At 46.5% G+C, this 26,284-nt stretch carries 27 protein-coding genes; 16 read left to right on the plus strand and 11 right to left on the minus strand.

What is annotated here, in order from left to right:
• Positions 1-3 precede the first annotated feature (3 nt).
• The 10 genes from C7460_RS19765 (at position 4) to C7460_RS19810 (ending at position 9,710) form a co-directional block, all read left to right on the plus strand.
• The gene (locus C7460_RS19765) at positions 4-1,023 is read left to right on the plus strand and encodes a DHH family phosphoesterase (RefSeq protein WP_115869868.1); all 1,020 of its coding nucleotides are present in this window, start codon (positions 4-6) and stop codon (positions 1,021-1,023) included.
• The gene (locus C7460_RS19770) at positions 1,020-1,907 is read left to right on the plus strand and encodes an FKBP-type peptidyl-prolyl cis-trans isomerase (protein WP_115869869.1); all 888 of its coding nucleotides are present in this window, start codon (positions 1,020-1,022) and stop codon (positions 1,905-1,907) included. The genes C7460_RS19765 and C7460_RS19770 overlap by 4 nt, the downstream gene beginning before the upstream one ends.
• A gap of 28 nt (positions 1,908-1,935) precedes the next feature.
• Positions 1,936-2,463: an FKBP-type peptidyl-prolyl cis-trans isomerase gene (locus tag C7460_RS19775; protein WP_245986493.1), complete on the plus strand. Its 528-nt coding sequence runs from the start codon at positions 1,936-1,938 to the stop codon at positions 2,461-2,463.
• A complete protein-coding gene (locus C7460_RS19780) occupies positions 2,460-3,041 on the plus strand; it encodes a non-canonical purine NTP diphosphatase (RefSeq protein WP_115869871.1) in 582 nt (193 codons plus the stop codon). The genes C7460_RS19775 and C7460_RS19780 overlap by 4 nt, the downstream gene beginning before the upstream one ends.
• A gap of 7 nt (positions 3,042-3,048) precedes the next feature.
• A complete protein-coding gene (gene udk / locus C7460_RS19785) occupies positions 3,049-3,675 on the plus strand; it encodes a uridine kinase (protein ID WP_115869872.1) in 627 nt (208 codons plus the stop codon).
• Positions 3,676-3,727: 52 nt separating this feature from the next.
• Positions 3,728-4,099: a hypothetical protein gene (locus C7460_RS19790; protein ID WP_115869873.1), complete on the plus strand. Its 372-nt coding sequence runs from the start codon at positions 3,728-3,730 to the stop codon at positions 4,097-4,099.
• A 131-nt stretch (positions 4,100-4,230) separates the two neighbouring features.
• On the plus strand, positions 4,231-7,242 hold the full coding sequence (secDF, locus tag C7460_RS19795) for a protein translocase subunit SecDF (RefSeq protein ID WP_115869874.1): 3,012 nt from the start codon (positions 4,231-4,233) through the stop codon (positions 7,240-7,242).
• A 191-nt stretch (positions 7,243-7,433) separates the two neighbouring features.
• A complete protein-coding gene (locus C7460_RS19800; RefSeq protein ID WP_115869875.1) occupies positions 7,434-8,183 on the plus strand; it encodes a hypothetical protein in 750 nt (249 codons plus the stop codon).
• Positions 8,184-8,257: 74 nt separating this feature from the next.
• Positions 8,258-9,010, plus strand: a complete 753-nt coding sequence (locus tag C7460_RS19805) for a carboxypeptidase-like regulatory domain-containing protein (protein WP_115869876.1) — start codon at positions 8,258-8,260, stop codon at positions 9,008-9,010.
• 52 nt (positions 9,011-9,062) lie between these two features.
• Complete coding sequence (locus C7460_RS19810) at positions 9,063-9,710, plus strand: DsbA family protein (protein ID WP_115869877.1); 648 nt, start codon at positions 9,063-9,065, stop codon at positions 9,708-9,710.
• Between the two features lie 45 nt (positions 9,711-9,755).
• Here the strand turns inward: C7460_RS19810 and C7460_RS23875 are convergent, their stop codons facing one another.
• The 3 genes from C7460_RS23875 to C7460_RS19820 all read right to left on the minus strand — a co-directional run bounded on the left by C7460_RS23875 (position 9,756) and on the right by C7460_RS19820 (position 11,078).
• A complete protein-coding gene (locus C7460_RS23875; protein ID WP_170148114.1) occupies positions 9,756-9,923 on the minus strand; it encodes a hypothetical protein in 168 nt (55 codons plus the stop codon).
• Positions 9,924-10,000: 77 nt separating this feature from the next.
• A complete protein-coding gene (locus C7460_RS19815; protein ID WP_115869878.1) occupies positions 10,001-10,546 on the minus strand; it encodes a GAF domain-containing protein in 546 nt (181 codons plus the stop codon).
• 13 nt (positions 10,547-10,559) lie between these two features.
• Positions 10,560-11,078, minus strand: a complete 519-nt coding sequence (locus C7460_RS19820) for a mechanosensitive ion channel domain-containing protein (RefSeq protein ID WP_115869879.1) — start codon at positions 11,076-11,078, stop codon at positions 10,560-10,562.
• A 157-nt stretch (positions 11,079-11,235) separates the two neighbouring features.
• Here C7460_RS19820 and C7460_RS19825 point away from each other — a divergent pair, with 157 nt between their 5' ends.
• The gene (locus tag C7460_RS19825) at positions 11,236-11,919 is read left to right on the plus strand and encodes an energy transducer TonB (protein ID WP_115869880.1); all 684 of its coding nucleotides are present in this window, start codon (positions 11,236-11,238) and stop codon (positions 11,917-11,919) included.
• Between the two features lie 51 nt (positions 11,920-11,970).
• Here C7460_RS19825 and C7460_RS19830 read toward each other — a convergent pair whose 3' ends face one another.
• The 8 genes from C7460_RS19830 to C7460_RS19860 all read right to left on the minus strand — a co-directional run bounded on the left by C7460_RS19830 (position 11,971) and on the right by C7460_RS19860 (position 22,247).
• Positions 11,971-12,501 (minus strand): DinB family protein, encoded by a 531-nt coding sequence (locus C7460_RS19830; protein WP_170148115.1) that lies wholly within the window; start codon positions 12,499-12,501, stop codon positions 11,971-11,973.
• Positions 12,502-12,636: 135 nt separating this feature from the next.
• The gene (gene clpB, locus C7460_RS19835) at positions 12,637-15,252 is read right to left on the minus strand and encodes an ATP-dependent chaperone ClpB (protein WP_115869882.1); all 2,616 of its coding nucleotides are present in this window, start codon (positions 15,250-15,252) and stop codon (positions 12,637-12,639) included.
• Positions 15,253-15,382: 130 nt separating this feature from the next.
• Positions 15,383-15,919: a DinB family protein gene (locus C7460_RS19840; RefSeq protein WP_115869883.1), complete on the minus strand. Its 537-nt coding sequence runs from the start codon at positions 15,917-15,919 to the stop codon at positions 15,383-15,385.
• A gap of 61 nt (positions 15,920-15,980) precedes the next feature.
• A complete protein-coding gene (locus tag C7460_RS19845; protein ID WP_115869884.1) occupies positions 15,981-16,571 on the minus strand; it encodes a Crp/Fnr family transcriptional regulator in 591 nt (196 codons plus the stop codon).
• Positions 16,571-17,725, minus strand: a complete 1,155-nt coding sequence (locus tag C7460_RS19850) for a serine hydrolase (protein ID WP_115869885.1) — start codon at positions 17,723-17,725, stop codon at positions 16,571-16,573. The genes C7460_RS19845 and C7460_RS19850 overlap by 1 nt, the downstream gene beginning before the upstream one ends.
• Positions 17,722-18,915, minus strand: a complete 1,194-nt coding sequence (locus C7460_RS19855; protein WP_115869886.1) for an NAD(P)/FAD-dependent oxidoreductase — start codon at positions 18,913-18,915, stop codon at positions 17,722-17,724. Before C7460_RS19855 ends, C7460_RS19850 begins: the two co-directional genes overlap by 4 nt.
• Before the next feature lie 46 nt (positions 18,916-18,961).
• Positions 18,962-19,123, minus strand: coding sequence for a PID-CTERM protein-sorting domain-containing protein (locus C7460_RS23880; RefSeq protein WP_170148116.1), 162 nt, complete (start codon positions 19,121-19,123; stop codon positions 18,962-18,964).
• Positions 19,124-19,136: 13 nt separating this feature from the next.
• The gene (locus C7460_RS19860) at positions 19,137-22,247 is read right to left on the minus strand and encodes a T9SS type A sorting domain-containing protein (RefSeq protein WP_115869887.1); all 3,111 of its coding nucleotides are present in this window, start codon (positions 22,245-22,247) and stop codon (positions 19,137-19,139) included.
• 110 nt (positions 22,248-22,357) lie between these two features.
• Between C7460_RS19860 and C7460_RS19865 the strand changes: the two genes are divergently transcribed.
• From C7460_RS19865 to C7460_RS19885, 5 genes are all read left to right on the plus strand, one after another.
• A complete protein-coding gene (locus C7460_RS19865) occupies positions 22,358-22,585 on the plus strand; it encodes a DUF433 domain-containing protein (RefSeq protein ID WP_115869888.1) in 228 nt (75 codons plus the stop codon).
• A gap of 12 nt (positions 22,586-22,597) precedes the next feature.
• Positions 22,598-22,951: a DUF5615 family PIN-like protein gene (locus C7460_RS19870; RefSeq protein ID WP_115869889.1), complete on the plus strand. Its 354-nt coding sequence runs from the start codon at positions 22,598-22,600 to the stop codon at positions 22,949-22,951.
• A 130-nt stretch (positions 22,952-23,081) separates the two neighbouring features.
• Positions 23,082-23,993 (plus strand): carboxylesterase family protein, encoded by a 912-nt coding sequence (locus C7460_RS19875; RefSeq protein WP_115869890.1) that lies wholly within the window; start codon positions 23,082-23,084, stop codon positions 23,991-23,993.
• Between the two features lie 37 nt (positions 23,994-24,030).
• Positions 24,031-25,152, plus strand: a complete 1,122-nt coding sequence (locus C7460_RS19880; RefSeq protein ID WP_115869891.1) for a TRAP transporter substrate-binding protein — start codon at positions 24,031-24,033, stop codon at positions 25,150-25,152.
• A gap of 158 nt (positions 25,153-25,310) precedes the next feature.
• Complete coding sequence (locus tag C7460_RS19885) at positions 25,311-26,174, plus strand: ABC transporter substrate-binding protein (protein WP_115869892.1); 864 nt, start codon at positions 25,311-25,313, stop codon at positions 26,172-26,174.
• Positions 26,175-26,284: the final 110 nt, after the last annotated feature.

Here is a 26,284-nt window from a genome sequence, read left to right on the forward strand (position 1 = left end):
TAAATGAAGGAACTTAACGCTTTAAAAGCTCTACTCGCTACTCCAAAAAAAATCGTCATTACCACTCATGCTAATCCAGACGCTGACGCACTGGGTTCTTCTTTAGGATTGTATCACTTTCTTAAAAATCGCGGACATGAGGTAAAGGTAGTTACACCCACAGCGTATCCGCAGTTTTTGCACTGGATGGAGGGCAACGAAGAAGTAGTCGTTTATTCCAAAGAAAAAAAGGACCAGGCCCAACAGCTTGTCGCGAATGCTGAGCTAATCTGTTGTCTTGATTTTTCTGGCTTAAAACGCATCAAAGACCTGGGACCAATGGTAGGGTCTGCAGCAGGTAAAAAACTGCTAGTGGATCACCACCTAAACCCGGAAGAATTTGCAGATTATGCACTTTGGGACAAAACAGCTGCTGCCACAGCAGAGCTTATTTACGATCTGATACTACTCCTGGGTGATCAATCAGAAATCACTGTGGGCATGGCCGAAGCACTGTATGCTGGTATTATGACCGACACAGGTTCATTTCGCCACAACTCCACCTCCGCAAAAATCCACCGAACAGTGGCTGAGCTCATGGATATAGGAGTAGATGTAAATAAAGTAAGCCGCCTGATTTATGACACCAATTCCCTAAACCGCCTGCGGTTTATTGGCTATGCCTTGATGGAAAAATTGATGGTGGATCAGGAAAACCGTGTAGCTTACTTTGTGATCAATGCAGAAGAGCACCAGCGCTTCCATCTCAAATCTGGAGATACCGAAGGGCTCGTCAATTATGCATTATCTATACAAGGTATTGAAATAGCTGCCATCATCATGGAGCGTGATGAAGAAGTAAAAATGTCTTTCAGATCTGTAGGAGATCATGCTGTCAATGACTTTGCTGCCGAACACTTCAGCGGCGGAGGGCACAAAAATGCTGCAGGAGGAATCTCCGACCTTGGCCTGGAAGCAACAGTAGAAAAATTTAAATCGCTGATACCAGAACTTCAGCAAAACCATAAAGAAGCAATAAAATGAGAAAACTCTGGATAGTAATCCTGGTAGCTGTAGCATTTGCCTGCACGCAACAACCCAAATCTTTTCAAACGGAATCTGGCGTAGAAGTGACCTACCTGGAAAAAGGTGATGGCACCAAACCTACTAAAGACTCCATCATTGTGGTGCAGCTCAAAGTGGCCAATGACTCCACTGTGTTTACTGAAACTACCGAAGATCAGCCAATCGCATTGGCTTTCGATCCAGAAATGGAAGCAGGTGATGTGCAGGAAGTACTGAGCGGTCTGCAGGTAGGAGATAGCGTAAGCTTTACCACTACAGCCAAAAACCTGTTTGAAGAAACTTACCAATCACAAGTACCTCCGGGGATAGATCCTGAAAGTGCCGTGAACGTAAACATGAAAATGGCAGACCAAATGTCTAGCGATGCTTACCGAGCGTACGTGACTCAAAAGCGTGAAGAACAAATGGCCAAAGAAGCTGAAGAGCTTGAGGAGAAGCTAGCTACAGACGGAGAAGCAATTGACGCTTACCTTGCTGAGCAAGGCATAGAGCCCATAATTTCTGACTCAGGGCTGCGTTATGTCATCACCGAAGAAGGGTCAGGTGCAAACGTAGAGGCTGGTGACAATGTAACGGTACATTATGATGGACGACTCCTGAGCGGTGAAGCATTTGACAGCTCTAGAGACCGAGGACAGCCGTTTTCGTTTGTAGTAGGACAAGGCCGAGTGATCAAAGCCTGGGATGAAGGCCTCACGTACCTGAAAAAAGGTGGTAAAGCTACGCTTTATGTACCTAGCCCACTAGGATATGGCTCACGAGCTGCCGGACCGGTAATCAAGCCATACAGCATCCTGGTATTCGACGTAGAAGTGTTGGATATTGAAAAATCAAATGACTAAAGGCAACAACCAATTATTAACGATTTTGATGATCACCATAGGCTTCCTGGGAGCCTGTGGTGAAATCACCGTTGAAAATCCCCCTACACAAGACGAGCAACTTTCGCTCGACCTGGAGCTAATAGAGGCTTACCTTACAGAAAAAGGGTATGAATCTGTAGACACTCTGGACAGCAAAGTACATGTCGTGATTTTGGATGAGGGCACGGGAGCCCCAATCAGCGAAAGTGATCAGGTGACAATGGACTATGTAGGACATTTTCTGGACGGTGAAGTTTTTGACACCTCCATAGACTCTGTAGCTATCGAAAACGATATCTACGATTCTACAAAGGTCTATCAACCCATACGGTTTACCTACAGCTCTAATGGATGGACCATGGGGAAATACATCAAAGGATTCCAGCAAGGCACTTCTTATGCGCTAGGAAAAATCAACGTGGGTGGAGGTGCTGAAATGGTTATACCCAGTTATTTAGGGTTCACCACCAACTATGCGTTGGCTGGAGAAGTAGTGGTCTTTAGAGTATATCCTACAAGCGTAAAATCCCAATGAAGCTATACTTTGCTACACACAACAGCAATAAGCTAAAAGAAATCCAAAAGCTCCTGCCGCAAGGTATGGAGCTTTTAGGCTTAGATAGCCTGGGGCTAAATGAAGACATTCCTGAAACGGCAGACACGATAGAAGGCAACTCTCAAATGAAAACACGCTATGTCTACGAGCGTTATAGCGTAGCTTGCTTTGGAGATGATACAGGACTGGAAGTAGATGCCCTCAACGGTGAACCGGGAGTATTTTCCGCCAGATATGCAGGCCCACAAAAAGACAGTGAGGACAACATGAAACTCCTTTTAGAGCGCATGACTGGCCATACCAACCGATCGGCTCGCTTTAAAACAGTCATCACCTACATCGATAGTGATGGCAACGAAAAACAATTTACCGGCATAGCAGAAGGCACCATCACCGAGCAGCGTGCTGGAGCTGACGGATTTGGGTATGACCCCATCTTTCAACCTTTGGGATATGACCGTACCTTTGCAGAAATGAGCGCTGAAGAAAAAAACAGCATCAGTCACCGCGGCAAAGCGTTTGCTCAGCTGGTAGACTACCTCAAACAACAACATTAATATCCCCATGACAAAACCAATGATTGTGGGAATCACCGGCGGCAGTGGTTCAGGTAAAACACTTTTTCTCAAGCAGCTTATGGACACTTTTAGTCCTGAACAAGTGAGCTTGCTTTCACTCGACAATTACTACAAAGAACGACAGCTGCAGCCAAAAGACGATCAGGGCATCGAAAACTTTGACCTGCCTGAGTCACTCGATCGAGAGCGTTTCTCCCGGGACCTCAAGAAACTCAAACAAGGTAAGGACCTAACCATTCAGGAATATACTTTCAATAACGACAGCAAAGTCCCTCAGACCATTCACATCAAGTCTACGCCCATCATTGTGGTGGAGGGGATTTTCACCTTTTACTACGAAGAGATCAAAAACCTGCTTGACTTCAAAATCTTTATAGAGGCTCCGGATTACCTGATGCTCACTCGCCGCATCACCAGAGATGCCACTGAGCGTGGCTATGACCTCAAAGACGTACTCTACAGGTTCCAACATCACGTCACACCCTCTTTCAAAAAGTATATTGAGCCTATGAAGTACGACGCAGACATCATTGTGCCAAACCACAATAATTTTGATGTGGCTCTGGATGTGGTCATTACCTACCTTAAAAATCGGCTCCAGCCAAACAGATAATTCTGTGGCTTACGCTTTGCATTTTCAGGCAATTGACTAGCTTTGTCAGGCTTTGAAAACTGTCATAAAAGACATATCGAAAAATAACTACCGACTCATCCTGATGATTGGTCTGGCTGTGAGTGTGCTTGCTCTTTCGGTGAGCACTCCTGTGCAGTGCGTACTGGAGGATGACCAGGTGGTGCAGCAGGACGTCCAGGATGAGGAGACACCTTCCGGGCGTGAAACTCCCTCGCTCAAAGCCATGGATGCCATCCCTGCAACTGCGCAGGTAAGCTTACAACACGAATACTGCCTGATAGACATCCTCCCAGAACTGGAAGAACCGCAAGCCGAACCTAAGCCCAAAAACCAGTTCATCAGCAAAGCCAACAAAGTATTTAAAATACTATTCTGCAGGATCATTTCCCCAAATGCCCCCTAGTAGATAGTGCCTTTTCTGGCAAACACCTTTCAACTTCAACGCGGCCAATTACAGCCGTTTATCAAATTAATCTTTAATAAATACCAACAACAGCTGACGCATTCTGTGCATCAGCGAAAACCTGTTACACAATGAAAAACAAAGGATTTGTTGTTTTACTAACAATCGTGATTTCGCTACTGTGTGTGTACTACTTGTCGTTCACATTTGTAGCTCAGTCTATCCAAAAGGAGGCTACAGCAGCCAATACCGATGCGGATGGAAACGTGGACTTTGCTGAAAAGCAAAGATATCTGGACTCTGTATGGAATGAGCCCGTGTACAACCTGCTGGGTATCGAGTATACTTATCAGGATGTAAAAGAAACCGAACTCAACCTGGGACTTGACCTCCAGGGTGGTATGCACGTGACACTAGAAGTATCGCCTGTAGACATCTTGAAAGGATTGAGCGGCAACAATCAGGATGCCGATTTTCTGGCAGCCCTTGGTGAAGCCAAAGAAAACATCCGTGGCACTCAGCTAGACTATGTGGATGAGTTTTACAGTGTATTCAAAGAAAAAGCACCAGACAAAACGCTGGCATACATCTTTTCGAATGCTGCCAACAGAGGCCGTATCAGCCTCAACTCTTCCGATGAAGAAGTACTGGAGATCATCAAGCAAGAAGTGGAAAGCGCCATTGATCGCTCTTTCAACATCCTAAGAACACGTATCGACCGCTTTGGCACCTCACAGCCAAACATCCAGCAACTGCAAGGAACTGGCCGCATACAGATAGAGCTGCCAGGTGTGGACAATCCTGAGCGTGTGCGTAAGCTCTTGCAAGGTGTGGCAAAGCTAGAGTTTTGGGAAGTACATGAACTCAACGAAATATCTCCTACTTTGACAGCTATCAACAACCTACTGGTAAAAGAGCAACAAGCTGAGGGTGGATCTTCTAGCGACCTGAGTGATCTTACCAGCGATGAAGAAACTCAAGAAGAGGAAGACCTGTCGGACTTGCTGACAGATGATGAGTCTAGTGATGAAAATGATACTACCGCTACAGCAGAAGCAGATTCTGCAGATAGCGAGCTCGATTCAGCACTCAACAACCAGGTATCTCCTCTATTTTCATTGATCAAGTCACAGTTTGGCCTGATCTACGATGTAAAAGACACCTCCACGATCAACCGTATCCTTCAGCGTGATGATGTGCAGTCAATGCTTCCATCAGACCTGGATTTCCTTTGGGCAGTAAAGCCAATCAAAAACGAAGCAGTAGGAGCTCCCGAACTACTCGAGCTACATGCTATCAAAACTTCACGTAATGGCAAAGCTCCACTGACAGGGGAGGTCATCACTGATGCACGTCAGGATCTGGACCAACGCTCTCGTCCGTCTATCAGTATGCAGATGAGTGCAGCAGGAGCTAAAACCTGGAGAAGGCTTACCGCCAATAACATCGGACGAAGAATCGCCATCGTACTTGACAACTATGTGTATTCTGCGCCTAACGTAGAAGGAGAAATCCCTAACGGAAACTCTCAAATCACTGGTAACTTCACCATGGAAGAGGCAAAAGATTTGGCCAACATCCTGAAGGCAGGAGCACTGCCTGCGCCTACTACTATTGTAGAAGACGTGGTAATCGGACCAACTCTCGGTAAAGTAGCTCAGCAACAAGGTATCTTCTCTATCGTTGCTGGACTTGCGATTGTCATCATCTTTATGGTGATATACTACGCCAAAGGCGGACTTATTGCCAACGTGGCACTGTTCTTCAACATCTTCTTCATCCTGGGTATCCTGGCACAGCTGAGTGCTTCACTTACCCTACCGGGTATCGCTGGTATCGTACTTACCATCGGTATGTCGATAGATGCCAACGTTCTGATCTTTGAGCGTATCAAAGAGGAATTGCGAAATGGCGCTGGGTTGAAAGCCGCCATCAGCAGTGGTTACTCCAAAGCATACAGCTCCATTATAGATGCCAACGTAACCACCTTTATCACTGGTTTGATACTATACACCCTTGGTCAGGGGCCTGTAAAAGGATTTGCGATCACTTTGATGATCGGTATCGCCTGTTCATTCTTCAGTGCAGTATTTATCACACGCGTGATTGTAGAAGCATTCTCTAAGAAAGGCGAAAAATCAAAACTTTCGTTTGCGAACGCATTTTCTAAAAATGCACTGACTAATCTCAACTTAGACTTCTTGAGCAAGCGTAAGATGGCTTACATCTTTAGCTCTATTTTCATTACGGTAGGTATTGTAGCTATGCTGATCAAAGGCCTCACATTGGGTGTGGACTTCAAAGGTGGACGCTCGTACGTAGTAACGTTCAATGAGCCTGTAGCTCCTTCAGTATTGAAATCTGGTCTCACGTCGTATTTCGATAATGAGGGTACAGAAATCAAAACTTACGGTGCCAACAACGTACTGAAGATCACTACATCTTACCTTATCGACGATGAGTCCGATGAAGCAGATTTGAAAGTAAAAGACGCTTTGGTAGCCGGTATTAGCGAAAGCCAAAACCTGAGCTATACCAATGATGGTGCTGCATCAGAATCTGGAACTTTTACAATCAGCAGCTCATCTAAAGTAGGTGCAACCATAGCTGATGACATCAAAAACTCGTCTTACAAATCTGCGCTGTTTGCCCTGATCTGTATCTTCATTTACATTTTGGTGAGATTCCGCAAGTGGCAGTTTGGACTAGGTGCCATCATCGCACTCTTTCACGACACACTATTCGTACTGTCTGCGTTTGCGATCGTATCACTACTTGGCGTTTCATACGAAGTGGATCAGGTGTTTGTAGCAGCCATTCTGACTATCATCGGTTACTCCATCAACGATACCGTAGTAGTTTTTGATAGAATTCGTGAAAACCTGGGCATCAAAACAGGTGGTGAGAAAAAGAAAGTTTTCAATGAGTCGCTAAACAGCACGATTAGCCGTACGCTGATCACTTCAATTACAACCTTGATAGTGGTTATCGTGCTCTTCATCTTTGGAGGTGCGGCACTGAAAGGCTTCTCTTTTGCACTCCTGGTGGGTATCCTGGTAGGTACGTACTCGTCCGTGTTTATCGCTACTCCTATAGTAGTAGATCTCAACCCGGAAGACAAGCCTAAGGCAGTAAAAGCCTAAGCGAAAGCTAAATCAACAGACAGAAGCCCTGACCTCAGTCAGGGCTTTTTTATATCGGTAAAACTACGGAACGGGGCACTGTGGCTTATCCGTACATTTTCATTTTTTTACACTTATGCCCCTCATCCTAATAATTAACTAAAGGGTTGCTATGGTTTTAATTACTAAATTAGGGGAAAACTAAAAGGCTTATGGAACAAGGTCAGCCCTTGAAACTTATCTCATATATATTCCTGATAGCATTCTTTTTTTCAATACTCTTCGTTCTGGATGGAGTATTTGATGTGCATTACACGCACAACATACATCACCCTGAGTTGCTAGAAGAGTCTCACGACAACAATCACGACAAAGAGGAGCCTGACGCTCATTCTTCACAAAAAGAAGATGCTGAATCTCACCATGGTGGCAGTAGCACGGAAGAGTTTATAGACGAGCCAGAAAGTCAGCCCAGCACTCCTGAAACAACACCTGACACAAATGATGATCAGGAAGAGACTACTTCTATTTCAGCAAGTGCGGATCCGGAACTGGAAAAATACTTCGAGAACTTAAAAGAAACCTATCTCAAAGAGAAGCTCGACAAGCTCCCTACTAATCAGGCGCGCACAGATATAGTAATCCGATACTATCACCATGCTCCTGACGGAGAAAGCGCCTACCAGCTTCAAAACCTTCGCTATTACATCCATGAGCGGCCGGTAGACCCGGAATATGCCAACCACCAGTCCAACGCGGTATTTTATGGCGACAGCATCCAAATAGAAGACATTCAGTTGGTAACCTACACCTTGCTCAAGGCTGGCCTCCCCATCAAAACCATCAAACCCTCAAAGTTTGCGAGTTCATGGAAAGCCAAGTCTATTGAAATTGGCACGGACACTACCCTCACCAATCAACCTACCCTGAGCCTTCAGGAAATCAAAAACCTTTCGATTTAGTCAACGACGCTTAAAACGTTAAAAATGTTAAATCTCTGAACTTTCCCCAGAGATTTATTCACTTTTGGTGTTCGATGAAACTGGCTGCTTACATTCTATTTTTGCTTGCTGCATGCACGCTTTTTGCCCAAAACTCCGTTACGGCTACTCTGCGTGATAGCAGCACCCAGGAGGTAATCCCACATGCCCACGTAGCCAATATCAGCCAAAACCTGGGCACCACCACCACGCTTAACGGAAACTTTGAAATACCTGCCTTTGTCGGCGATACACTCGTGTTTTCAGCGGTAGGTTACCAAAGCCTTGGCTGGGTGGTGAAAGTCAACTGGTTTGAATCCTCACCAACACTTTTACTACCTCAAGATACTGTTTTGCTCAACGAAATCGTGGTGGGTGAACTTCCTAGCGAAGAGGTCTTCAAACAGCGCCTCCTCAACATGCAACTGGAAGACAGTACATTTTGGTACCACGGCATGGAAGAGCCAAAACCCTACGACAATTCACCTCTGACCGAACAGCAGATCAACAACCCTTTGTTCGCCGCTTTTCATCCCACGGATTTTTTGTATCACAAGTTTAGTAGGCAGGAAAAAGAGAAAAGGAAATACCACAAAATCATCCAACGAGAAAACAAACAAGCCAGAGTATACCGAAAGTTTACACGTGATTGGGTGCAAAATATCACAGGACTCAGTGGTGACCAACTCACCTCATTTATCGGCTACTGCGACTACTCGCTGGATTATTTAGACAAAACACCTCTATACTTGATTCAGGAGGATATGCTGGCCAAGCTGGAGCGATTTAAGAAATCACTGGAAGGCTAAACTTTTTTGACGGGATTTCTCTTACTATACTTTTCGCGTACACACACATTCAATGAAAGGACAAATACTCTACTTTTTCGACCCGCTATGTGGGTGGTGTTATGGCTTTGGCCAAACCATGGAAGATTTTTACCACCAGCACAAAGCGCAGCATGACTTTGAGGCCATCGCTGGCGGCATGGTGACCAATGAGCGCATAGCGCCCTATCACACCATGGCTGACTATATCACAGGTGTAAAACCTCAGCTAGAGCAAACCACCGGACAGCCAATCAGTGACGCCTATGAAAAAAACTTGCTGCACTCGAAAATATTGATGGATTCGGTACCGCCTAGCAAAGCCCTTGTAGTATACAAAAAGCTGCAGGCAGAAGGATCCATTGCCTTTGCTCATGCCCTACAACGCATGCATTTCAGTGAAGGAAAGGACTATAACGATTTGGGAAATTATGTCCAGCTAGCGGAGGATTTTGAACTGGATGGTGAGGAATTTTTGGCCCTGATGCAGGCAGAAGCTACTGCTGATGCAGTTTCTCAAGAGTTTGCGTGGACACAGCAGGTAGGCATCCAGGGATTTCCTACAGTGGTGATCGGCTTTGACCGGGACTTTTACTTATTGAGCAGGGGCTATGCTCCGACAGATGTGCTCAATGAAAATATGAAGCGAGCACTGGAAGCTCATACCAATAAAAGCACTTAAATGTAAAAAGTCCCTGCCCGATGTTCGAGCAGGGATTTTTTTTGTTCAGCTACCACAACCGACACACTCTATCTCCTGTCCGCCTGGTTTAATTCCATCCCGGATCATCTTCAGATTATGGATTTTATCTCTAATCTCCATATCCTCCATCATGTTGCCAGTAAGCTGTGATTCCAGTTGATCAATCTCTTGTTGGATTTCTTCTTTAGTCATTGCAGTCAAATTAAAAAGTGTGTTTTTTGATTCTTAAAAGTAACGCCAGCAGGCAAAATTAGTTCTGTGCCTATTGGTTAAATTTTGGTCATCAATTCCTGTAGCCGCTGATTGTTCTCAGGTGACTTTGCCAACTCCTTTTTAATCAGTCGGATATAAATAAGCCTCATGGTAAGACGGGAAAGTGCTGCCAATACGGAGAGCTGGTCCATGGATAATTTTCGAGGTTCGCTATCGATCACACAGACCGTACCAAGCGGTACTTGCTCATTAGTGACTATAGGTGATCCAGCATAAAAACTCATTTTAGGCCTAATCGACTGAAAATCCTGGGTTGAAAAACGGCTATCCTTAGAGAGATCCTCCACCACCATAACCTCCTCTGGCTTCTGGATAGCATGCGAGCAAACTGAAAGCTCCCTTGGAGTTTCTAGTAAACTCAACCCATAGCGTGATTTGAACCATTGCCTGTCCTTGTCAACCAATGTAATCAATGAAACAGGGGCATCGCAAGCAATAGCTGCCATTCGGGTAATGTCATCAAAATCTCGTTCCGCTTCTGTATCCAGTATATCCAAATCACGAAGGACTTTTAATCGTTCTTCCTCGTGTATTTGCAGCATCTATCTAATATACCTAATCTAAAAGAATTATGGCTTTTTGCAACGCCAAATTATTCGGGTATGTCACCTTGTGACCTTCATCGTTTTTGATGATCATAGAAAACATATTTAGATCAAATAATATGCCTTCGATACTGTTGTCACCATCCACTATACGCACCCGATCACCGATGCGATACGGGAAATAGAAAAATAAGATAATGGCTGAAGTGATATTGCTGAGTATGGACCAGGCAGCAAAAAGTGCTACACCAGCTACCGTGAAAAACGACAGGAAATAGACAGACAGCCCCTCGAAACTGATATCCCAGATCACTCCAACGAAGAGCAACATAAACACAAACAATACGAATCGAAAGTACTTGATCGTGTAGACTACCCGAGCCATAGAAATCCCTTGCCGCTTACCAAAGCGTTTGATAAACCGCGCAGAGACCTTTACCACGCCAATGTAAAACAACACCAACAGAAACGTCAATGCGATCTGCAGGGAGGTGTTGTCCAACGCCTGAAACTCTTCGATCAAATTCATAATGCGAAATTATACGATTGCCAGGTATCCACACCACATACGTCAAAACATAATTTAATACTACTGAATTTTATATGACCCAAATTTTGCATGGTAATAATTCTAACACCCAGTCGTTTAACAAACAACTACATGTCTCACCCTAATATTATTCTTTATGGAACCCAAGAAAAATCCCGAAATCGACCTACATCGAAAGCGTCCCTTATTCTTCACCATTGGCTTAGTCATTGCCTTACTCTGTGTTACCGTAGCTTTTGAGTGGAAAGCGCCCTATGATCCTGTAGATCTCACCGTCACTGAAGACCCATTCGAAACACTCTATGTGGTGCCTGCCACAGTGATTCCGCCTCCAAAAGCACCAGAGCCCATCAAAAAGGAGGTCATCAAAAAATCACTGGCTCCTCCTGTATTTGTAGAAAAACCTGACGAACTACCCATCGTAGATGAGCCGGTTGACACAGAGTTTCCTGACGAAATTCCTGATTTTGGAGATGAGCCCATTGATGATCCTGTAGAAACTGTCTTTCATGGTCATGAACTCGAAGTGCAGCCGGAGTTTCCTGGTGGCATGGATGCCTTTTATGCCTACATGGCTAATAATATTCGCTATCCGTCTCAAGCCAAAAATCTGGGCATCACCGGCAGAGTCTATGTACAATTTGTGATAGACAAAGATGGCTCGCTGACAGAAGTAGAAGTGATCAAAGGCCCAGGTGCCGGCATCAGCGAGGAAGCGCTACGGGTAATTCTAGGCTCTCCTAAATGGAACCCTGGCAAGCAGCGTGGCAGACCTGTAAAGGTTCGGATGGTACTGCCGATTACCTTTGACTTGAAGTAACCAAAAAGTGGCCTCCGGCGCTACAGTCAGGAGGCCATTTTCATTTTACTCTTAGAAAAACCCGTAAGCCGGGGGCTTGATGTCATTCATTCGAATGTACAGATTGGCTTTGGCCCGGTGATTAGCCAGATGATCCTGCACAAACATCAGCGCCACGTAGCGTTTAAGCATCTTTCCACTAAAAACTTTCACCTCTTCCTGCGCTTTTTCTTCAGGCATGGCCACTAACAATTCGGTAGCTTTCTTCAGGTTACCTTCCAGATAGGCCACTACTTCTTCTTTTGATTTTCCGGAAAAGTCTGGCTGACTATACTCTTGCACCTGATCTGCTGCAAACCGCTGCGTAAGCCACAGCGACGTGTAAGCAATGTGTACGATTTGCTCACTAAAAGTCATACTGCTGTCACTGGGCTTGAAATCGTACAGGTCGGCCGGCATGGCGCGTGCCACAGCTAGCGCATTTTGTGTTGACACTTCCCATACGGGCAAAATATCTTTTACATATTGGGATTTGGGCTCAGGGTCTGCGGCATAAGCCGCCACAGCACTTAGAAAGACGATAAGCGTTATAAAATTTTTCATCTGCATTGGTTTTGGTTTTTGGGTATGACGAAATACCAGAGCTAAAATGGACAAAAGCTCTGAAAAAAATAAAGCTCGCCACAAACTAATGCAGCGAGCTTATTCACCAACTAACCTAACCTATCTATGAAAAAACTAACTTACCTCTATTTCATCCAGATTGATAAACTCAATCTGATTATCCTCTGAAAGTGTCACACCGATCACCGCATCTTTGGTGATTTTACCACTCAGTATGTCTTTAGAGAGCTCATTAAGTATCTCTCTTTGCAAGACTCGCTTGAGCGGCCGTGCGCCAAACTGAGGATCAAATCCGATGTTGCCCAGGTGGTCCAGCACTTTATTATCAGCCTCAATTTTGATGCCATTTTCTTCCAATCGCTTCTGTACCAATCTGAATTGTATACCGACAATCTTGCGCAGATCTTCCCTACTAAGGGGACGAAACATGATCGTCTCATCCACACGGTTGAGAAACTCTGGTCGGACAGATTTTTTGAGCAGCTCGAAAACTTCACTCCTGGTCTCCTCTACCAGGCTATCCGCATTTTCTTCCGTCAGTTTCTCGAAACGCTCCTGAATCAAGCCTGAGCCGATATTGGTTGTCATGATGATGATCGTATTTTTAAAGTTGGCTACACGGCCTTTGTTGTCCGTGAGCCTACCATCATCAAGCACCTGCAACAGGATGTTGAACACATCCGGATGCGCCTTTTCGATCTCATCCAGCAAGATTACGCTGTAAGGCTTTCTACGGATTGATTCAGTAAGCTGCCCGCCTTCATCGTAGCCCACATATCCGGGAGGTGCCCCGATCAGCCTGCTGACGGCATGACGCTCCTGATACTCAGACATGTCTATGCGCACCATGGCATTGTCATCATTAAACAGGTACTCTGCCAGAGCTTTTGCCAGCTCAGTTTTACCAACCCCGGTGGTACCCAGGAAGATAAATGACCCAATCGGGCGCTTCGGATCGTGCAGCCCCGCTCTGCTGCGCCGTACTGCATCAGACACCGCCTCAATGGCCTCTGCCTGACCTGCCACACGCTTTCCGAGCTCAGCCTCCAGGTGCAGCAGCTTTTCGCGCTCACTTTGGAGCATTTTAGAAACAGGTATACCCGTCCATTTGGCCACAACTTCAGCGATATCTTCTGAGTCTACCTCCTCCTTGAGCAAGGATTTTTCGCCTTGCATTTCTGCGAGCTGCTGCTTGTACGCTTCCAGCTTTTTCTCACTTTCCACAATCTTGCCGTAACGAATCTCAGCTACTCGCCCGAAATCCCCAGAGCGCTCCGCCTGCTCAGCCTCGGTCTTGAATTTTTCGATGTTTTCCTTCTCATCGCGCAAGCCCTGAATTACCGACTTCTCGTTTTCCCACTTGGCTTTGAGGTCATTGCGCTTTCCTGTAAGCTCAGCGATCTCTTTGCTCAGCTCCGACTCTTTTTGCTTGTCTTTCTCTCTACGAATGGCCTCCCGCTCGATTTCCAGCTGCATAATCTTTCGGTTGAGCTCGTCGAGTTCTTCTGGTAGCGAATCAATTTCGATTCGAAGCTTGGACGCAGCCTCGTCCATTAGGTCTATGGCCTTATCTGGCAAAAACCGATCGGAGATGTATCTATTGGATAGCTCCACCGCAGCAATTACCGCATCGTCTTTCACACGCACTCCGTGGTGCACTTCGTACTTATCTTTGATACCACGAAGGATAGAAATGGCATCCTGAACGGATGGCTCATCGATCGTGACGCCCTGGAAGCGACGCTCCAGCGCTTTATCCTTTTCGATGTATTTCTGATATTCCTTCAGCGTAGTAGCACCTATTGCATGAAGTTCACCACGTGCAAGCGCCGGCTTCAAAAGGTTGGCTGCATCCATGGCACCTTCACCTCCGCCACCTGCACCGATCAGCGTATGGATTTCATCGATGAAGAGAATAATCTCACCATCACTGTCAGTCACTTCCTTGATCACAGACTTTAGGCGCTCCTCAAACTCCCCTTTGTATTTGGCTCCAGCCACGAGCAATCCCATGTCCAGGGAAATAATCGTCTTGGTTTTGAGGTTTTCCGGCACGTCACCATCTACTATACGCTGCGCCATTCCCTCCACAATGGCCGTTTTTCCTACTCCGGGTTCACCCAGCAAAATGGGGTTGTTTTTGGTACGGCGAGCCAATATCTGAAGAACCCGTCGAATCTCTTCATCACGCCCGATAACCGGGTCAATCTTCCCTTTTTTAGCTAATTCGTTGAGGTTTTTGCTGTAGCGCTCCAGCGAACGATACTTGGATTCAGCATTTGGGTCAGTCACTTTATCTCCACCTCGCAGTTCTTTGATGGACTGAATGAGCGACTTTTCCTGAAAGCCAGCATCCTTTAGGATTTGGGCAGTTTTATCTTTTCCTGCTAGCAAGCCCAGCAAGATATGCTCCACTGCCACGTACTCATCACCAAAATCTTTAAGATATTTCTCTGCCTTCTGCAAAGCCTGATGCGCATCATTGGAGAGGTACGGCTGCCCACCCGAAACTTTCGGATAAGACTGCACCAGTTCTTCCAGCTTACTGGCTAGTTGAGCTTTGGTGACTCCCAGCTTTTTCAGCAGAAAGGAAATCAGGTTTTCATCTGATTGCAAAATAGACTGCAACAGATGCCCCGTTTCGATCACTTGCTGCCCCCTCCCACTGGCAATTTCAGTGGCTTTTTGGAGGGCTTCCTGCGACTTTATGGTATAGTTGTTAAAATTCATTTTGCTTCAATTCTTAATGGTCTCACCCCTGAATATCAAAAGGTATTCCAATCCAGAAATTGAAGCAATTCAAGTCAAAATGGCAGCTTAATGACTCTGAGAAGTGATTTTTAAGCCAATTTGTCGCGATCTATAAGAGATCTCGGATCTGCTGAAGGTGCCTGGACTCATGGGCAAGAACAAACTCAAAACACTCGGGCACATAAAATTTCACCTTCTCACCAAGTGCCGTGGGCATCTTGATGCCTGACAGGTCTTTGGACCTTGCCTGGCGAATTAGCTCGTTAAACTTTTCCTTATAATCCGCAAACTGATCGAAGACTTCTTCACCTTTTCCTGAAGGCTCGAAAAAATCAAAGGTCTTCATCTTAAACTGGCGCTTTTGTTTTTTTGGCTTCATGGCAAAAACCGAAAGCCTTCCCAAGACGGATCGTTGATAATTGGCTCCAACCTCCGACTCCTTGTTTGTTGGTGCATTTGCAATCGCCTTTTCGAAATTAGGCAAGTAGATCGCATAGACAGCATTTAGATGCTCCACTACCTCTAGCACGCTCCACCCTTTTTTAGGCTTTTTACTGAGTTGCTCAGCTGGTGACGCCTTCAAATTTTCAATAAAACGTCCATACTCGTGCGATTGCTGAAGAAGTGTTTCTAAGGTGGCTTTCATGGCTTTTGGTTTTAGTTAAGCCAAAAGTGGGTGAATTCGCCTGGAAAAAAATTGATCTGGATCAAGAAAACAAACTTGAAGCATTTTTTCTCAACCGGCTAAAGGTCTCAGGCTTCATGTGGAGGTAGCTGGCCAGGTATTTTTGAGGGATGGTGAGGAGTTCTGGAGGACATCTTTTCACGAAAGCCTCATACCGCTCTGCCGCTGACAGGGTGAGCATTTCTACCTCTCGTCGCCCACGGCCTTCCATAATAGCATCCACAAAGGTTACCCGCCACTTCAGCAGGTCGGGAAAGCGCTCAAAAAGCTCATTAAAACGATCGATACTAATCCCCAACATTCGGGATGGGGTAAGTGCTTCTAGAAAATATGCCGAAGGCTTTTGGTAGATAAAGGAATCATATACTCCAGAAACGGACCCGTCAAATGAAAATCCCAGCACCACTTTTTCGCCCGTGCGACTAATTACATAAATGGCCTGCACACCCTCCAGCACAAAGTAGAAATGCCGCGCTATGGCCCCTCCTTCTACGATCAGCTGCCTCGAGTCATAGGTGTATTCACAAAAATGCGTCATTAGGTACTCATACGGTGCATCCCCTTCTTGCACATAGCCTTTGAAATTTTGCAGTATGAGTTCCTGTGCATTCATTATTGACCTATTTCATAGGAATGTATGAGCCTACCGAGCTCGGCTAAAAAAGGCAAGCCTACTTCTTTATACTCGTACACTCCATCATTATAGATTTGGTTGGCATTTACATGTATGGTAGCCGCCAAAAAAAAGGAAACACCTGCTCGCTCATCTTGAATATAGGCAACATCTGTAAGGTAGCCGTAAGCCCAGCCTACTTTGTTGTGAATGTGCAAATAATCGGGTATCTCAGCCTGATCCTGATCGCCATACAGGAAAAACTTCACATAATTGTCAGCCAATGAATCTATAGGGGGCGGCATATCCGACGGATACAAATCCATGATTTCGATAAGCTCCTTTCGTAAAGTATCGGTCAGTTTAAATCGCTCTTCAGGACTGAATGCCTCAGGATATTGGATACGCTCCATCGCACCAAGGAGGGAAGTAAGCGGGGCAAAATTTTTTCCTGAAAAATCAAATGGCTCGTCCACAACAGTTCCGCGCCTTAGGTAACCTACTCCTTTCACCTGCTCTGTCACATCCCCAGCCCAGCGCACCTTTTGTGGAGCACTTTGCAGTGAAAGCTCTGCACTGGTTTTAGGGTTGATTAACTTTACCACTTGTGAATTTGCGTTGGCTTCAGGAGGGAACGCAAAGGCCGATTCTCCAAGCTGATGGGTAATCCGAACCGGCAACCCCACCTCCTCAAATACACCTGCGATATACTCACGCCCCAACCACCCGAAGAGTACGTTGTACGCTTGATTGTCGCTGTAAGTGAATATCTTCTTAATTAAATGCTCAACCGTGATCGGTCCATCGAAGAGTTGGTCATGAGTCAAAAACCTCGGGTGGATATCGGTGGAATCAAGCTGTATCTGAGTAGACAAAGGCCAGCCCATCTCATTCAGGCGCTGTACTGCGGCAATGGCCGTCAGCATCTTTACAGAGCTAGCTGGATAAAAATATCGGCTACTATCCACTCCAATTGTGTGGTGAATGATCGCATCTCCAGAGACCTGTCCATAGATCACCTGAACTTCATACCTGGGATCGGCTAACACCGCCTTAAATTCTTCACTGCCCCGATCAAAAATAGCAACGAGTGAATTTTGACCAAATGTGGTAAAAGCCGTAACCAGAAATACACCCTGTATCAAATACCTCATTTTGCTATTATTTCTTGCACCATCAAACCAGTGGCAGGAGCCATGCTCAACCCTAACATTCCATGCCCGGTAGCTATGGTGAGATTTTTCATTTTTCTAGATGGGCGGATAATTGGAGCTCCGCCGCTGGCCATAGGACGCCAACCGGCCCATGGCTCCATTCTAACCTGATCCAGAGAAATATCCATGTACGATTCGGCAGCTTGCTTCAGCGCGTTTAGTCTATCAGGGTTTAAGCTCAAATCGTAACCCGAAAACTCCATGGTACTACCTATCCTAAATCCATTGGACCAGGGAGTAGCCACTACTTTCTTTTCCAGCATGTACACAGGCAAATTGGGCTGCTGAGCCAATGGTGTACTGCATGTCAGATTATAACCCTTGGCTGGCTGCACAGGCAAATACTCTCCTACCTGCCGCGCAAGTGGCACCGATTTGGCGCCGGCACAAAGCACAAAGTGCTCGCTGCTTACTTCATTGTTTGGGCAACGTGCCGCTACCACTTTCCGATTTTTGCTTATGAGCTGATCTACCTGTGCATTCATAAACCGCACACCCTGGCGCTCATTGATCTGACGAATATCGTGGAGTAGATCCGTAGGATTTAGCCACCCATCTACTTCACAGTACCCTCCCCCAACGACCTGCTCAGAGACCAGAGGTTCTATCTCCCGTACCTCTTGTGCAGAAAGTATTCTGGAATGACGCTCCGGAAAGGGCAAAGCTTCATTGTCGTGCCGGAGGTAATCCACTCCATCCTGCGTAATGCAGGTGTAGAGCAGTCCTTTTTTACCCCATGTTGATTGGACCGATTCCTTGGAAAAAAAATCTTCGTAAAGTGCCCAGCTTTTGTCGAGCAGCTGCTGTCTGGCTACAGCGGCCTGAGCGACCGATGATCGCCGACAATGCCAGGCAAAGGCTACGAACCATTTGACAAACTGATAATCCAACTGTGGTTTGATCGAAAGTGGCGCGTCTTTTTTACCCATCCACCGGAGGCCCTGAAAAAGTGTATGCCATGAATTAATTGGATTGACCCGACTGGGCCTCACCAATCCACAGTTGCCAGCCGAAGCTGGTGGCATAGCAGGGAGATCGTCGATGACAGTGACCTGAAAACCTGCCTGTGACAGGTAGTAGGCTGTAAACTGCCCCACGATACCGCCTCCTATTACGGTTATCGTTTTCACACAGGTAAGCTATCAAAAAAACCCTTTAATGACAACCCACAAGCTGCTAGCGGCTTTTGATAATCCGACGAATTCCCAGTGCTGCTCCTGACGCCAGCAGGACCAGAAGTCCTCCATCGATGGGGGTAGCGGGTGGTGCTCCAGGCCCTTGCCCCAGTACCGCCAATGAGAGACCTGTCAAAAGAAATATGGTGATGCTTAGTTTCATGATCATGCTGTTTTTATTCCACAATGAGTTTACGTACTATAAGCCTATTTCCTACCTGAAGTCTCAATAAATAGACTCCCGTTGTAGCCGGCTTCTGTAGTTCTAAATTATTCCCAGTCCATTCCCCAAATCCAACTAACTGTCCGGCGAAGTTTAGCAATTGATAGACTCCTTGATTCCCCGATTCGCCCAACGAAACCATCCAGTAATTGGAAAAAGTGTGTATTCGAAATCTTTCGCCAGGATTAGTATTTAAGGCATCACCAAAGTCTACGAGTATATCTAGCTGATGCACTGACACCCCCGCTTGTAGCTTAATAGGCACAGGTTCATTGCCTACGTCATGCGTTTCGCCGGTCCGGTTATCTCTTAGCTTTATGGTGCTCCCTGCTGGCAGGTTGGCTGCTTTTATGGCGATATCCACCGTTTGGCTGCTCCCCAAATCATGCCCTACTGCTATAGTCGCACTGGATTTGGGCAAGCCCTGAATTGCCAGTGCCTGTTGCTCAAGCAGCGTGTATACATTGAAAGCTGACTGCACCTTTTGCCTGGTAGCGTCAAAAAGCCGATCCCTCCCTACGGTGGCTTCCTCGTGAAAGCCCACCAGCGTCTCTGAGTAGTTTCCTGATTGATCTGAAATAGTCAGCCAAAACCGATGTAACTCATCTGTTTTTCGAAAGAAGGTAGTATCCGCATTGTGACCTGAAACTCGCATGTTTTCGGTGAAGGTAACCGTGCCATTTGCTCCTGCCATTTGCACGAAAAAACCTTGCATTACTCCTATATAGCCTGTGAACTGTCCTCCATTTGGCCCGGCAACTGTACCCAGCGCATTTGCAATTAGATAATCTGAATTGTCACCGCGCGCCTGATCACTTCCCGGATCATCCCACAGTGCTACAAACCCATTGATGGCACTATTCCCAGCTAAAAACGCCGACACATCAAGCGCTGCGCCGTAAGGGTTGCTCAGCAAGTGCCAGCCCCAGTGATCGGAGTTAGTCGTGGTGTCCTCCGCATAGCCCATATAACCACTGTGACTACCTACATTGGGAATACCCGTGAGTGTAATTTCCTGCTGGCCTGCAGCGGCAAACCCTAAATAGGAAATCAGGTAGTAAGTAGATGCATCCAACCATCGGCTGAGGCCATCGTTGCCATACGGCAGATATTGATCATACCGATAGACGATGGGGGCCAATACGTCAGCTTGCTGCGTCCAATCATTGTAAATGGGCGAACCAACAAAAGAGTACTTTCCGTCAGCATATCGGGTGGTTCGTTTAAAAGTAACATTCCCTTGAAAATCATTTCCCTCATAGGTCAATAGCGAACCTCCGGAATTGACAATGAGCTCTCCTTCGATTTCGGTATCACCTTTAATATCCAATGTCACTCCTGAATTCACCGTGAGTGTATTACCAGCGGTGACGGTGAGCACAGCTACCTCCAGATCTTCACTTAACATCAAATCGTCCTCCACAAAGACGACATCACCTGACTCGGGACCAGTGGTGTTTGACCATGCTCCATTCTTATACACTACAGCTGACGAGCAAGTCGTTGCATTTGTGGCGCAACCCAGGTAGTATACATGAGTCCCAATCACCGGATCACCTGAAGAGTTTATTCCATTGTTGCTACCTACGATCATCACGGTACCATCACCGTTTATTTCCAGGTTGGTCCCGAATTGTTCCATATGGACCTCCCCAAAAATGGTTTGTCCGAGTTGGTTCCATTTCCCACCAGCAAATCGGTAAACCGCCACTTTACCCGCCGCCTGAGCCACATCGTCGTTTTGGGCAGAGCTTACCGCTAAAATATTTCCCTGCTGATTTAAGCTGAGAGATCGTCCCATAAGATCGCCTGTTACATCACTATGCAACTCTCCTAGTGTACCTTGTGAGGCGAAAACGATGCCTGATTGTGTACGATCGCCCGAGCCTGCCGAGGCATAGTGAGTACCCTCTTCATTTAGCGTCACCGCTCTGCCTATTTGCATAAATCTCCGATATCCGTGAAAGGTGGTCCGCTCCTGCCAGCTGCTGCCGTCCCAGTCGTAGATGATGTGTTTACCACCAGCATAGGCTCCATTGCTGTGCCTTGCATACCAGGCGCCAACCATCACCGTCTGTCCATCGCCAGAGATGGCTACATCAGATCCGTGATTGTCAGGGATATTTTCATATTCATACTCATAGAGATAGTCTCCCAGCTGCACCCAGGCATCTCCTACCCACTGATACACACGGGCTTCTCCCAACTCAAATGCCACTCGGTTAGAACTTTGCGCCCCAGCGATAAACACTGTGCCGTCGTTGTTTAGGTCTACGGAATACCCAAACTCATCATACCGGGTAAGACCAATCACTTTAATTCCTTGCTGCTCCCACTGAGTCCCATTCCATTCGTACACTTTTACATACCCCTGCTGGGTGCCATCTCCATTGGAGCTATAGGGAGCACCCACCGCAAGGCGCTTGCCATCAGTAGACAAACTCACTGTATGTCCAAATTTGTCGGAGCTGTGTTCGGCTTGCAAAGTATCGCCCAGCTGCTGCCAACCGCCAACAGTCCATTGGTAGACACTTACCGCACCTCCTTCGAGCTCGCCCACTCGATGGTTGCCAATGGCTACAATGGTGCCGGAGCCATCGATACTTACTGCACTACCTTCTCCATCACCTATTGGCAGCTCCAGCTCATGCCACATCCACTCGTCGCATGAGGTAGTCCCGGTGCTTGCCCCATAGCTATTGTTAATTGTGAGCGTAAGCTCATAGGTAACCGGGTTTCCAGCATCATCAGTACCAGCAGATGTATAAGTACCATCTATTTCATAGGTTTCACCTGTACGTGCCCAGTAATATGCCCCACAGGTAAACACACGCTCAGCAATGATGCGAGGATTCTGAATGGTAAGGTTAAGCTGCTGAAGGGTACAATGATCATCTACAAACTCCACATGAGCAGATTGATCGTAGGTGGTCCCATTTACTGTCCAGGTATATGGGTTATAGCTAAATATGGTAGTAGTGAGGGTGTCAGAAGGACACTGGCCTTTGGTAGGGCAGCATACCACAGTTAGGATCAGAAAAAGAAAAGTGCGCAGGTAGTGCATAGTTGGTAGTGTTTGGCTTTAATCTGAAACGGGCAACCCTGCTTATACCCTACTGTAGTGAACTATCTTTGATAATCAACTTTCCTCTAAAATCTTCGTAAATTTGATTTATGGAATGGCGAGATCATGTAATATCGGACAACAAAGTGCTACTGGGCAAACCAACCATCAAAGGAACCAGAATTTCCGTGGAACACCTTATTGGCCTACTAGCTCAAGGATGGACTGAACAACAAATCCTCGAAAATTACCCACGCTTAACTCAAGAGTCCTTACAAGCTGTATTCTCCTACATACAGGAATGTATGAAGGACGGACTTCTTTATTCAAACGCCTAATCCGCATTCACATTGAAATTTCTTGCGAACGAAAATGTTCCTATTGCTAGCGTTAACTATTTAAAATCAAAGGGAATTGACATCACTTCTATGGGAGTCGACGATCCGGGCATCTCAGACGAACAAGTTATGGCCTTGGCAATTGAACAAGATCGCACAATAATTACCTATGACAGTGACTATGGTGAACTTATTTTCAAACATGGGTTTAAGCCAAACGCTGGTGTGATTTTTATCAGATTTCAACCCTCTGAACCACTTGAAACTGCTCATATCATTTCTCAACTAGCCACCAACCCCAATCTAACTTTTGAACGAACCTTAACTGTTGTAGACTCAAACTCATTAAGACAGAAGAAATACTAACCCTTACTTCAGTCCTAAACCAATCCGGCCAACTACCGGAGTTTCTTTGACTTGTCCCGCATCTGAGAACGAAACCTCCAACCCAAAAATACTCCCTAAATACCGCTGATCAGCTATCTTAGTGCGATCTATGAAAACACAAAGCCTAATTTTTCTTGCAGGTATCCTATGCCTACACTTTTTTAGCTGTGAGCAGCCCCTATCAGAACCCCAGCTGCTCCGCATTCCCTACCAAAGTAGCGCTACCAACCTGGAGCGCGAGTTTTTCCTTTACCTCCCCGAAGGCTATGAAGAAACTACTGAGGGACTGCCGGTGATGCTCTTTTTGCATGGCAATGGAGAACGTGGCAATGGCAAAGACGAGCTGGACTATGTGATCATCCACGGCCCACTTTATGAAGCATGGATCCAAAAGCGTAACCTGCCTTTTATCATTATCGCTCCACAGCTGCCCATGTTTGGCATGGATACAGTGGCTGATTACATAGCTAACCGTACGCCAGATCAAATACCGAAGCGATTAGCAAACGGTACACCGGAGCGACCCGAAAAATGGAAAATGAACTTTCCTATGACTGGTGCACCGGCCGATTCTAACTTGTATGTGGAAGCTCGAGGCTTACCCTGGGGATGGCCCGAAACAGAAGATGACTTAAATGCGATGCTAGATCACGTACTTACCAACTATAAAGCCGACAAAAACCGGGTGTACCTTACTGGGCTGAGCTATGGTGGGTTTGGCAGCTGGTACATGGCCAGCACCTACCCCGAGCGCTTTGCCGCAGTAGCTCCAGTGGTGGGCTGGGGCCACCCTGACCTCATGGCATCTATCGCCGAAAACCAAATACCTGTCTGGGCCTTTGCTGGCGGGCGCGACCCGGTGGTACAGCCTCAGTATTTTTATCCGGGACTCAATGCACTCGAACAATACGGACTGAAAGAACTGCGATTTACTACTCACGAAGACATGGGACACGATGCCTGGACACGCGTTTATGGTGGACAGGATCTATACAGCTGGTTCCTTCAGTTTCAGAAATAATTATTTTTTAAACTTCTCAAATCACATTGGGTATTTTATGAAAGACTCATCAAATACAAACAGACGATCGTTTATCAAAAAGGCCGGAACTTCACTGGCAGCAGCCTCTACGCTGGGAGTGGCTGCATGTAGCCCAGAGGCCAAAAAGGACGTCAACATCAATTTCAATAAAACCTACCACTGGAAGATGACCACCACGTGGCCCCCAAACTTTCCGGTAGTAGGAGAAGGCTGTAAAATGCTTGCCGAATGGGTCAAGCAGATGTCTGGTGGACGCATGGAAATAACCGTATATGGTGGTGGCGAACTGATCCCCGCACTGGAAGGTTTTGATGCGGTAAGCAATGGCGCTGTGGAAATGAACCACGGAGCAGCCTACTATTGGGCAGGCAAACTAGCTGCTGCACCTTTTTTCACTACCGTGCCTTTTGGCATGAACGCCCAGCAGATGGGCTCGTGGATCATCTCTGGCGGAGGACAGCAGCTGTGGGAGGAGCTCTATGCTCCGTTTGACTTACAACCCTTTATCTGTGGCAACACCGGCATGCAAATGGGCGGCTGGTTCAATAAAAAAATCAACACCATCGAAGACCTGAAAGGCCTCAAGATGCGCATGCCTGGCCTTGGAGGCAAAGTGCTGGCGCAGGCCGGAGGCACACCGATGCTGGTCTCGGGAGGTGAAATCTATACCAACCTGGAGCGAGGTGTGATAGACGCTACGGAGTGGATAGGCCCCTATCACGATTATAAAATGGGCTTTCATCAGGTAGCCAAATACTACTATTCACCAGGGTGGCATGAGCCAGGCCCTGTGCTGGAGATGATCGTAAACAAAAGCAAGTTTCAGGAACTGCCAGCCGACCTTCAGGAAATTATTAAAACAGCCTGCTACCGACTAAACCGATGGATGATGGCGGAGTTTGATGCCAAAAACGGCGAGTATCTCCATAAAATCCTCCAAGTACCCGAAGTGGAGGTGCTACCATTTCCTGATGAAGTGCTCATGGGCTTGAAACAGGCTACAGATAGCGTGCTTGCTGACCTCACCGCTCAAGATACCATGTCTGCCCGCGTATATGAGGCATATGGAAAATTCCGAAAACAAATCAAAAGCTGGATGGATATAGGCGAAAAGCTTTTTTATGAGCAGGTAGGGTAGCACCCGATCTGAGATTAATTACTAACAGGTAGCTACTCATAATTGACATACACTTATGGGTAGCCAACCATCCCCAAACACGGTAAAAAACCTTCATTTTTTCTTAATTCTGAGTTAATACACCATCTTTGCAGCCTATTTTTAGACAAGAGACGGCTATGACAAACCTCAAAATCGGAGGCGTACCAGAATATTTCAACCTTCCTATCCATCACGCAATTGCCAGCAAACAACTAGTTTCGAAAAATATCGAACTAAAATGGCAAGCTGTACCGGAAGGTACTGGCGCCCTGTCACAGCTACTGCATACGGGTGAGCTAGACCTGGCCGTCATACTTCTGGAGGGTGTCACCAAGAGCATTTTGGAAGGCAACCACATCCGCATCCTCAAAAACTACGTAGAATCCCCCCTCAAATGGGGAGTACACAGCACTATAAATAATGCTGAGATACTGCCGGAGACCATGCATTCCCGCCGTGTGGCGATCAGCCGATTCGGGTCAGGATCCCACATGATGTCTTACCTGCTGGCCGAAAAGTACCAGTGGTCACCCGAAAGCTTGGACTTTGTGGTGGTCAACAATCTGGATGGAGCTCGAGCTGCTTTTGCGCGACAGGAGGTAGATCTTTTTCTCTGGGAAAAATACACCACCCACCCGTATGTAGAAGCAGGAGAAATAAGCCGCATCGACGTACTGGAGACACCCTGGCCATGCTTTGTACTAGCAGCAAACACTGCTACGCTGCAAAATCACGGCGATGAGGTCCGTGAGGTACTGCAAACCATCAATAGTCACTGCCACCACCTGCAAACCTCAGCAAACCTGGCTGAGCAAATAATGAAAGCCTATGACCTGAGCCCACAGCATGCCCAGCGAGCTGCAGAGGAAGTACGCTGGTCTACGGACTTTGGCATAGATGCTCAGGCCATTGAGAAAGTGGTGAATACCTATCAAGACCTACAAATCATCTCTACAGAAGAACCTCATTCGGCTGCCTCGGTGATCGAGCAGATGGCCTAACGAGAAGCTGTATTAATCGAGTAGAGCAAAGTAAAGGAGACTTTTAGACCTTCGGAAACCCGGAAAGGATTTCTTCTTTACTTCAGCCCTCTCACACCACCGTACGTACG

The organism is Marinoscillum furvescens DSM 4134 (assembly GCF_003386095.1).
Classification (GTDB): Bacteria; Bacteroidota; Bacteroidia; order Cytophagales; family Cyclobacteriaceae; genus Marinoscillum; species Marinoscillum furvescens.